The 8708-nt window shown below is 64.8% G+C and carries 9 protein-coding genes; 2 read left to right on the top strand and 7 right to left on the bottom strand.

The features are described from left to right. The first annotated feature begins 50 nt into the window (after nt 1–50). Nucleotides 51–770, top strand: coding sequence for an SDR family NAD(P)-dependent oxidoreductase (locus ACEK02_RS16335; protein WP_232307279.1), 720 nt, complete (start codon nt 51–53; stop codon nt 768–770). An 80-nt stretch (nt 771–850) separates the two neighbouring features. Here the strand turns inward: ACEK02_RS16335 and ACEK02_RS16330 are convergent, their stop codons facing one another. Continuing rightward, nucleotides 851–1222 carry a hypothetical protein gene (locus ACEK02_RS16330; protein ID WP_030541630.1) on the bottom strand — a complete coding sequence of 124 codons (372 nt, stop codon included), beginning with the start codon at nt 1220–1222 and terminating at the stop codon, nt 851–853. Here ACEK02_RS16330 and corA point away from each other — a divergent pair. After that, entirely contained in the window at nt 1221–2189 is a 969-nt protein-coding gene (gene corA / locus ACEK02_RS16325; protein WP_047169236.1) for a magnesium/cobalt transporter CorA, read from the top strand. The two genes, ACEK02_RS16330 and corA, sit on opposite strands and share 2 nt — an antisense overlap. A 59-nt stretch (nt 2190–2248) precedes the next feature. Here corA and ACEK02_RS16320 read toward each other — a convergent pair whose 3' ends face one another. The 6 genes from ACEK02_RS16320 to ACEK02_RS16295 all read right to left on the bottom strand — a co-directional run bounded on the left by ACEK02_RS16320 (nt 2249) and on the right by ACEK02_RS16295 (nt 8621). Next, on the bottom strand, nt 2249–2656 hold the full coding sequence (locus ACEK02_RS16320) for a response regulator (RefSeq protein ID WP_013039094.1): 408 nt from the start codon (nt 2654–2656) through the stop codon (nt 2249–2251). An 81-nt stretch (nt 2657–2737) separates the two neighbouring features. Further along, nucleotides 2738–3361, bottom strand: coding sequence for a response regulator transcription factor (locus ACEK02_RS16315; RefSeq protein WP_013039093.1), 624 nt, complete (start codon nt 3359–3361; stop codon nt 2738–2740). Next, nucleotides 3351–4886 (bottom strand): nitrogen regulation protein NR(II), encoded by a 1536-nt coding sequence (locus tag ACEK02_RS16310; protein ID WP_021238862.1) that lies wholly within the window; start codon nt 4884–4886, stop codon nt 3351–3353. The genes ACEK02_RS16315 and ACEK02_RS16310 overlap by 11 nt, the downstream gene beginning before the upstream one ends. A gap of 58 nt (nt 4887–4944) precedes the next feature. After that, on the bottom strand, nt 4945–5418 hold the full coding sequence (locus ACEK02_RS16305) for a DUF305 domain-containing protein (RefSeq protein WP_013039091.1): 474 nt from the start codon (nt 5416–5418) through the stop codon (nt 4945–4947). Between the two features lie 90 nt (nt 5419–5508). Beyond that, the gene (locus ACEK02_RS16300) at nt 5509–6696 is read right to left on the bottom strand and encodes a copper resistance protein B (RefSeq protein WP_021238863.1); all 1188 of its coding nucleotides are present in this window, start codon (nt 6694–6696) and stop codon (nt 5509–5511) included. Then, nucleotides 6693–8621 carry a copper resistance system multicopper oxidase gene (locus tag ACEK02_RS16295; RefSeq protein ID WP_037462748.1) on the bottom strand — a complete coding sequence of 643 codons (1929 nt, stop codon included), beginning with the start codon at nt 8619–8621 and terminating at the stop codon, nt 6693–6695. Before ACEK02_RS16295 ends, ACEK02_RS16300 begins: the two co-directional genes overlap by 4 nt. Nucleotides 8622–8708: the final 87 nt, after the last annotated feature.

The raw sequence follows: 8708 nt of genomic DNA, 5'->3' as shown, positions 1-8708 counted from the left end.
GGCGGATGCTGGCCCGGTAGACGATGCTGCCGAGAGCGACGACGACGCCCATGATCGCAAAAGATTCCATGCTCGAATGGCTCAAAAGCCAGATCGTGAGAAGGAACGTCACGGTCAAGGACGATATTGCTGCGGTCGTGGCCCGGGCGCAGGCGCGTCGACCCGTCGATATTCTGGTCAACAACGCCGGCGGCGGCGTGATCGGCGCCACCGAAGAGATGTCGGACGCCGAGGTCGAAGGCCAGATCGCGCTCAATCTCATGGCGCCCATCCACATCACCCGCGCCTTTGTCCCCGCGATGCGCCTGCGCGGGAGCGGCCGGATCATCCAGATCTCCAGCGCCAGCGGTCAGGGCTCGCTTCCGACGAGCAGTCTCTATCATGCGGCCAAATGGGGCCTGGAGGGCTTCAGCGAATGCCTCCGCCAGGAGCTTGAACCCTTCAACCTGTTCGTGACGCTGATCGAGCCGGGTGGCGCGCGCACCAGCTTCAGCCACAACCTGCAATTCGCCAGCGAGATCGCCGCCTATCGCGATACGCCCGCCGGCGATATCCGCAAGATGTTCGAGACCGCCGGAAACGAGCTCTACACGCTCGACCCGCAAAAGATCGCGCAAGCGATCGTCGATGTCGCAACCAGCGACCATCCGCCGCTGCGCGTGACTCTGGGGGGTGACGCTTTCGGCGTTGTCCAGGCGGCGCTGCAATCGCGGCTCGCCTTTCTGCAGTCCCAGGAAGCGCTCGCGCGCTCGGTCGCTTTCGACAGTTGAGCTTTCCCGTCTTCCAGCTTTCGTCTCCGCGCGGTGCGATGCGCCTCACCGGGGCCCGGCAACCCCTGTCGTCAGCGCCGCTATCCGATACTTAGGTATAGCCATCCGACACGATTGCCGAAGCGCCAAACGGGCAATCGCTTGGTACCATCGCAAGAGAGGACGAAGCCCTCGCGGTCGCCAATCAAGGGTGCGCGGACCTTCGCAGTCTGCGTGCCCTTGATTTGGCAGCGCGCCGCCCAGCCACGCGCGTCATGAACGGGAGCGGCCTTCTGCGAAACCCAACGCTCCGCCGCTTTTTCTACAAGCTCTCGCTCGAATTGCTGCGCGCCGCTTTCTTCTTCCTGCGACTGGGCTTGAAGAATGAGGCGCGTCTGCTCGTGCGCGCGTCTCAATGGGCCAGGCACACGGCTTCCGGTCGCCGCCGCAGTGGCGGCACCGGAAAGTGCCATGAGCGTCGTCGCCGCCTTTCTTTATCACGAGGGCAAACGGCTACGGCCGGTGACCCTGATCGATCCGGCGTGCGAGCATATCGCCAAGGATGACTTTGTGTGGATCGGCCTCTCCCAGCCCACCGAGACAGAACTTGCCGACATCGCCGGAAATTACGGCCTTCACCCGCTTGCCGTGGAAGATGCCGGCAACGGCCACCAGATTTCCAAGCTCGACGTCTACGGTGACCAGTTGTTCATCGTCGCCAGGACGGCACATCTTGAAGGCGATCATATCGCCTACGGCTCCACCGCGATTTTCCTGGGCAAGAGTTTCCTGATCACCGTTCGGCAGGGTTCGGCACGTTCGCACAGCGAGCTTCGCGCGCATCTCGAAATCACGCCCGAGCTGCTGCGCGAGGGCCCGGACTATGTGCTCCATGCCATTCTGGACTTCATCGTCGATGGCTATTTCCCGATCGTCGAGGCGATCGAGGAGGACGTCCTCAAGATGGAGCAGCGCATGCTTGCAGCCTTTCTCACCCGCGAGGAGGTGACCCGGATTTTCACGCTGCGGCGTGAGCTCGTCCGCTTCCAACGCGTGCTCGGACCCATGCTCGAGGTCGGTCGCAAGCTGGTGAACCTGCAGCTTCCGCGGCTTGATGAGGCCTCCAAACCCTATTTCCGTGATTTGCTCGATCACATGCTCAGGGTTGAGAGCGCCATCACCGGCATCCGCGACATCCTGATCTCGGTGTTCGAGGCGAGTCACCTGCTCGAACAGCAGCGCCAGGGTGCGATCACGCGTCAGCTTGCCGCCTGGGCCGCGATCCTCGCGGTGCCTACCGCGATTGCCGGAATCTACGGCATGAATTTCGAGAATATGCCCGAACTGAAGACGCAATGGGGATATTTCGTCATCCTCGGCGTCATCGCTGCGGTCTGCATCGGACCCTACATCCGGTTCAAACGCAGCCACTGGCTTTGACGTCGCTGACCGCTTTCCACATCGCGCGGGCTGAGGCCGCTGGGGCAGGCCGCCATAACTCAATGCTTTCGAAGCGTCTCGGCGCGGTGCCGGTCCAACGCATCGAGCAAAGCCCTGCCGATCAAAGGCTTTGCGAGAACGTGATCGAAGCCCGCCTCGGCGGCCCGCGAGGCCAGCAGCGTGTCGTGAAAGCCTGAGATCATGATGGCGCGTCCCGACCATCCGATCTCGCGAAGGTGACGCAGCATCGCGAATCCGTCGATGTCGGGCATGCGATAGTCGAGGATGACGCAGTCTGCTTCCTTCGCGCGCGGGTCGGCCAACAGCGCGTGGCCGGTGGTATATCCCCACACAGCATAGCCGCGCGATCTCAGCAGCAGCTGGAGGCCACGCCGCACGCCGGGATCGTCGTCGGAAACGAGGATGGTGTATCTGCCATCATGCTGGGTGGAACGGACCGATGGCATTGCGAGAAGCGGACACCCGTGTGACGATTGCACCATCGATCGCATATCGCGCCCCGTCCCGTCGCTACGTAGAGGTCGCAGTCACTTCGGCTTGCGGCCCATGCCCGCGGCAAAGGCGATCCGCAGGGCTTCGGACAAATTGCGGACCTCGAGCTTGGCCATCAGGCTCGCGCGATGGACCTCGACCGTTCGCGATGAACAGCCCAGGTCATAGGCGATCGTCTTGTTGGGCAGGCCGTTCGCCAGCCTTTCGAGCACTTCCCGCTCCCGGGGCGTCAGTGCAGCGACCCGCACCCCTGCTTCGGACGTTTCCAGGGTACGAAGGTCGACATCGTCGAGACGTGCGAACGCGCGGCTGACGGCGCCGAGCAGGGCCGCTTTCTCGAAGGGCTTCTCGAGAAAGTCGACCGCGCCGCCTTTCATGGCCTGCACCGCAACCGACACGTCGCCATGGCCGGTCAGGACGATGACCGGCATGTTGACCCCGCGTGCTGCCATGGCGGCCTGAACCTCGAGACCGTCCATCTCGGGCATGCGCACGTCAAGGATGACGCAGCCGACGGCCGCCGACTTCGCCTCCTTGAGAAACTCCACGCCCGAGGCATAGGTCACGACGTCGTAGCCCGCGGTCTTGAGCGCAAAGCTCGCCGCCTTGCGGATGCTCTCCTCGTCGTCGACCAGATGGATGACGCGTCTATCCCCCATGTTCCTCCTCCGCCCGCGCATGGATCAAGGTAAAATGAAAGCGCGCGCCGCCGCGGTCGGGGCGCTCCATCCAGATACGGCCCCCATGCGCTTCGATGATGGTCCGGCAGATCGAAAGGCCGAGGCCCATGCCGTCGGCCTTTGTCGAGTTGAACGCCGTGAAGAGCTGCTCGCGGACCTCGTCGGCGATGCCGGGGCCGGTATCCTCCACGGTCACCTCGATCAGCCCGTCAGGGCGCAACCTGGTCGCCACCTTGAGGTCGCGAACGGGACATTCCGCCATCGCCTCGATGGCATTGCGCATCAGGTTGACCAGCACCTGCTGGATCTGCACCCTGTCGACGAGGACCGGCGTCGCGGCGGGATCGACCGCAAAGAAGCTGCGGATGCCGCGCTCGCGTGCGCCGACCAGCGCGAGCTGGCTCGCCTCGGCGATGACCTGCGGCAGCTCGTGGAGGCTCTTGTCGACCTCGCCACGGGCGACGAAATCGCGCAGGCGCCGGACGATATGGCCGGCCCGCAGCGTTTCCTGAGCGGCATCATCCATCACCGACCGCAGCGACACGAAGGGTTCGTCGTCCCGCTCGTCGAGCATGTCGCGGATCGTCTCGAGATAGAGCGCGACCGCGGCAAGCGGCTGGTTGAGTTCGTGGGCAAGAGTCGAGGCCATCGTGCCCATCGCGCTCAGCCGGGAGACATGGGCCAGCTCTGCCTGCAGTTCCTTGAGGCTGAGCTCATCCTGCTCCTTGGCGGTGAGATCCCGGATGAAGCCGGTGAACAACCGCTGCCCGTCTTCACCGGCCTCGCCGACCGACAGCTGCATCGGGAAGGTTGAGCCGTCGCGGCGCTGGCCGACCACGACGCGACCGAGGCCGATGATCCGGCGCTCGCCGGTCTGCAGATAATGCGCGAGATATTCGTCGTGACGGTCGCGATCGGGCTGGGGCATAAGGCAGGAGACGTTGCGGCCGACGAGCTCGGCTTCGCTGTAGCCGAACAGGCGTTGTGCCGCTGCGCTGAACGACGTGATGGCGCCGGTCTCGTCGATGATGATCATCGCATCCGGCACCGTCGCCAGAATCGATTGCAGATGCTGCTCGCGGGTCTCGATCGATGCGCGGACCGCCGCCTCGTCGGTGACATCGCGGCTGATGCAGGCGAAGCCGCGATGTGTGTCGCCTTCGAACAGTGCGGTGATCGTCAGGCGCGCCAGATATTCCGCGCCGTTCTCGCAGACCCGCCACGCTTCGCGCTCCAGCGTGCCCTCGTGAAGGGCGGCCGCCAGGTCTGCGCCTGGACGCCCCGCCGCAATCTCGTCGGGCGGGTAGAACAGGTCGTGGGGCTGTCCCAGGACGCGATCGAGCGGCCAGCATTCGGCACGCTCGCCTTCTTCATTATAGCTCAGCACGATCCCGGAAGGATCGAGCAGCGTCAGGACGTGGCCGCCAGCCTGTCGCAGGAACAGCAGCGCAAGCCGCGCTACGTCGCTTGCAATCTCGTCCGCCCCGCGCCTCGTGTCGACCATCGGCCGGCTCACATGCCTGGCCGGGCGCGCGTATCCGGGCGTAGCCCGACCGAGCCGCTCAGCGCCGCGCGAGAATGGCCTTCATCTCGTCGATTTCCTGCCGCTGCGAGCGCTTGATCGATTCGCAGAGCCGGATGACTTCCGGATCGCTGAGCTTTGCTTCCTGGCACATCAGGATCGCCCCGGAATGGTGCGGGATCATCGAGCGCAGAAAGGCCGTGTCGCCGATCGTGGTCTGGGTGCGGATAAGCGCGAAGCTGCCGAAGAAGGCGACCAGCGAGGCGGCGATCAGCGCGATGTTGGCGGCCTTCGACGCAAACATGTGCCGCATGGCGAGGATCATCAGCACTACCATCGGTGCGACCATCATCAGCGTCATGTAGAGCATGTTGAGGTTGTTGTAGAAGCTGTCGAGCCCGTCGATCATGACGAACATCACCAGATACATGATGACGCCGCTGATGACGGTCTGAACGGCAAGGCTCCAATAGGCGCCCATCTTCCGGGTGTTCATGTGGGACGAATGGTCCATGGCGTATCTCCTTCGCTCGGCGCCGGCCGACCTTGGTATGAGTGTAACGCCCCGCTCTCCTGTTCGCCCCCGCCATCAGCCGTCCTGATGCTAAAACCAGAAGCGAACGCCGGCGACGAAGCTGGTCGCATGGACGTCCTCGCCGGCAAGCCTCGACAGCCGCGCCGTGTCGCCGGCTTTGCGCAGATAGGAGACGCCGATATAGGGTGCGAACTGGCGGCTGAACTCATAGCGCAGGCGCGCGCCGAGCTCTATGTTGACCAGCCCCGAACCGATGTCGTTCTCCGGAATATCCTGCGCGGCGAAATTGACCTCGGCGCGCGGCTGCAAGATCAGGCGCTGGGTGATGCGCTGGTCGTAATAGCCCTCGACCCGGCCCAGAAGGTCGCCCTTGGTCGAGAGGAACAGCGCGCCTTCGACCTCGAACATGCCGGGAGCCAGACCCTCGACGCCAACGGTCGCATAGGTGCGGTTGGGCCCGCGGCCGAAGTCCTGGCGGACGCCGGCCTGAAGGTTGAAATAGGGGTCGATGGCGCGGCTATAGAGGGCCTGGACGTCTGCGCTGTCGATCCCGCGGCCAAACTCGCCTTCCCCCTCGCTCTTGAGCCAGAGGCGGTTGATGTCGCCGCCGTAAAAGCCTTCGCCATCCCAGCGATAGCCATCGCGGCCGCTATGCGCCTGATACTCGAACAGGTTGAGCAGCACCTGCCCGAAATTGTTGCCGCCGCTGTCCTTCATCATGATGTCGCGCGAGCGCGCCATCTCGCCGCCGGGAAAATCCCGATCGGCGAAGTGGTCGCTGGGGGGGGGCGGCGGGGGCGCATTGCCGGCCGGAAGCGCCGTGCCGGTCATTTGCATGCCGGGCATGGCGGAGGTTCCGGGCATGGCGGTCTGGCCATGCTGCGAATGGTCCATCCCGGGCATGTCCGGCATCGCGCCGTCCTGATGCCGGGAGTGGTCCATGCCCGGCATCTCCGCCATCGCGGGAGCAGCGGGTTGCGGTTGACCGGCGGCATCTGCCTGTGGCGCAGGACTGGCCTGGTCCTGCGAATGGTCCATTGCCGGCATGGTGCCCGGCGCTGGTTTCTGAGCGCGCGGCCTGGTAGCGGGCTTGGGGCGCGGCGCGGCGGCCTTGTCCTTCTTTTTCTCCTGCGCCGGCCGCGCCCCGCCCGGCGGCGTCATGCCGGGCATGTCGTGCATCGAATGATCCTGGGCAAAGGCGGGCGCGGCGGAGAGAAGGGCGATCGCGCTCACCAGCGGCGTGAGGATGCGGGTCATTGCGCGTCTCCCTTCGGACGGACGCTCACGACCCGCATCATCCCTGCATGCATGTGGTAGAGGAGATGACAGTGGAAGGCCCAGTCGCCGACCGCGTCGGCGGTGAAGTCCCAGGTCACCTTGCCGCCGGGCTGGACGATCACCGTATGCTTGCGCGGCGCATGATCGCCATGCCCCGTCACCAGCTCGAAAAAATGCCCGTGAATATGGATCGGATGCCCCATCATCGTGTCGTTGATGAGATTGACGCGCACCCGCTCGCCTTCGATGAAGGGGATCGGCTCGTGATGGTCCGACATTTTTTCGCCGTCGAACGACCACATGAACCGCTCCATGTTGCCGGTGAGGTGAATGTCGATGCTGCGGCTCGGCGCGCGCACGTCCGGATTGCGATCGAGCGCCATCAGGTCCCTGTAGACAAGCACCTTGTGGCCGACGTCGGCGAGGCCCTGGCCGGGCTCGCCGGTGCGGTCTACGGGCATCGGCGAGATGGTCTGGACGCTCGGGTCGCGCTTCACCTGCGGCGCGTTCGAGAAGTCGCGCATCTTCATCGAGCCCATCGCGTGCCCGCCATGATCCATGCCCGCCATCTGGCCATCGGCGCCCATCGCGCCGTGGTCCATGCCGGCCATCGATCCATGATCCATCCCCGAATGATCCATGCCTGCCATGGCGCTATTGTCCATGGTCGCCATCGCTGCCGCCGCGCCGGTCGCGAGGCGCGCGGACGCGTTCTTCTCGGCCGTCGGATCGACGCCCCGCATAGCGCCGCCCGACATGTCCATGCCTTCCATGCCCGGCATCGAGGACATGTCCATGCCCATGTCCTTCATGTCGGCGAGCGGCCGTTTGCGTAAGGGGGGAACCTCGCCGGCCATGCCGGCCCTCGGCGCGAGCGTGGCACGCGCCATGCCCGAGCGGTCGATCGCCTCGCCGACAAGGGTGTAGGCCTTGTCATCGCCTGGGCTGACAACGACGTCGTAGGTCTCGGCAACACCAATCTGGAACTCGTCGACGGTGACCGGCACCACATTCTGCCCGTCGGCCTGAACGATGGTCAGCGGCAGGCCGGGGATGCGGACGTTGAAGGTGGTCATCGCCGACGCATTGATGACCCGCAGCCGCACCCGTTCGCCCGGGGTGAAGAGCGCGGTCCAGTTGTCCATCGGACCATGGCCGTTGACGAGATAGGTGTAGGTGGATCCGGTCACATCGGAGATGTCGGCCGGGTCCATCCGCATCTGGCCCCAGTCGAGCCGGTCCTTGAGCGGCTGATCCTTGCCCGACAGGAGCCCGGCCAGGGTCTGGCGCTGGAAATTGAAATGGCCGGGATTGACCTTGAGGCGCCGGAAGATCGCCTGCGGCGAGAGCGCGCTGTGATCGGCGAGCACGATGACATGCTCGCGGTCATAGGCGACCGGATCGGCACCGGCGGGATCGATGATGATCGGGCCGTAATGGCCTTCCTGTTCCTGCAGGCCTGAATGGCTGTGGTACCAGTAGGTGCCGCTTTGCACGACGGAGAACTGGTAGAGGTAGTTCGAGCCCGGCTTGATGCCCGGAAAAGACACGCCCGGCACACCGTCCATATTGGCCGGCAGGATCAGCCCGTGCCAGTGGATCGAGCTGTCCTCCTCCAGCTGATTGATGACGTTGAGCCGCACGCGCTGGCCCTCGCGCAGCCGGATCAGCGGGGCGGGGACCGTGCCGTTGAGGCCGATTGCCCGGAACTTGCGCCCGTCGATGGTCATCGACTGCCGGGCGATGGTGAGCGTGATGTCTTCGCCCGACACGGTCGGCAGCGTCGGTCGCATCCCCGGCGAGATCGTCTGCGCCCAGGCCGGCAGCCAGGCTGACAAGGCGGCGCCGCCACCGGCGAGGGCCGCGCCGCGGAGGAACTGGCGGCGGTCGAGAGCAGAAATCATTCGGTTGTCTCAGCTTTAAGAAAGAGGGCGGACCTAGGCTCAGGACTCATTGATCAAAGCCAGAAGATGACGGTGGCGGCGAGAGCG

The organism is Tardiphaga sp. (assembly GCF_041424195.1).
Classification (GTDB): domain Bacteria; phylum Pseudomonadota; class Alphaproteobacteria; order Rhizobiales; family Xanthobacteraceae; genus Tardiphaga.
The sequence above is the reverse complement of the archived record's forward strand: the minus strand, read 5'-3'. Positions and strand labels throughout refer to the sequence as shown.

What these genes read in the sequence shown, in the direction of transcription:
- ACEK02_RS16335 (WP_232307279.1), top strand. Translation starts at nt 51, where the DNA reads ATGATCGCAAAAGATTCCATGCTCGAATGGCTCAAAAGCCAGATCGTG.
- corA (WP_047169236.1), top strand. Translation starts at nt 1,221, where the DNA reads ATGAGCGTCGTCGCCGCCTTTCTTTATCACGAGGGCAAACGGCTACGG.
- ACEK02_RS16330 (WP_030541630.1), bottom strand. Translation starts at nt 1,222, where the DNA reads ATGGCACTTTCCGGTGCCGCCACTGCGGCGGCGACCGGAAGCCGTGTG.
- ACEK02_RS16320 (WP_013039094.1), bottom strand. Translation starts at nt 2,656, where the DNA reads ATGCCATCGGTCCGTTCCACCCAGCATGATGGCAGATACACCATCCTC.
- ACEK02_RS16315 (WP_013039093.1), bottom strand. Translation starts at nt 3,361, where the DNA reads ATGGGGGATAGACGCGTCATCCATCTGGTCGACGACGAGGAGAGCATC.
- ACEK02_RS16310 (WP_021238862.1), bottom strand. Translation starts at nt 4,886, where the DNA reads ATGGTCGACACGAGGCGCGGGGCGGACGAGATTGCAAGCGACGTAGCG.
- ACEK02_RS16305 (WP_013039091.1), bottom strand. Translation starts at nt 5,418, where the DNA reads ATGGACCATTCGTCCCACATGAACACCCGGAAGATGGGCGCCTATTGG.
- ACEK02_RS16300 (WP_021238863.1), bottom strand. Translation starts at nt 6,696, where the DNA reads ATGACCCGCATCCTCACGCCGCTGGTGAGCGCGATCGCCCTTCTCTCC.
- ACEK02_RS16295 (WP_037462748.1), bottom strand. Translation starts at nt 8,621, where the DNA reads ATGATTTCTGCTCTCGACCGCCGCCAGTTCCTCCGCGGCGCGGCCCTC.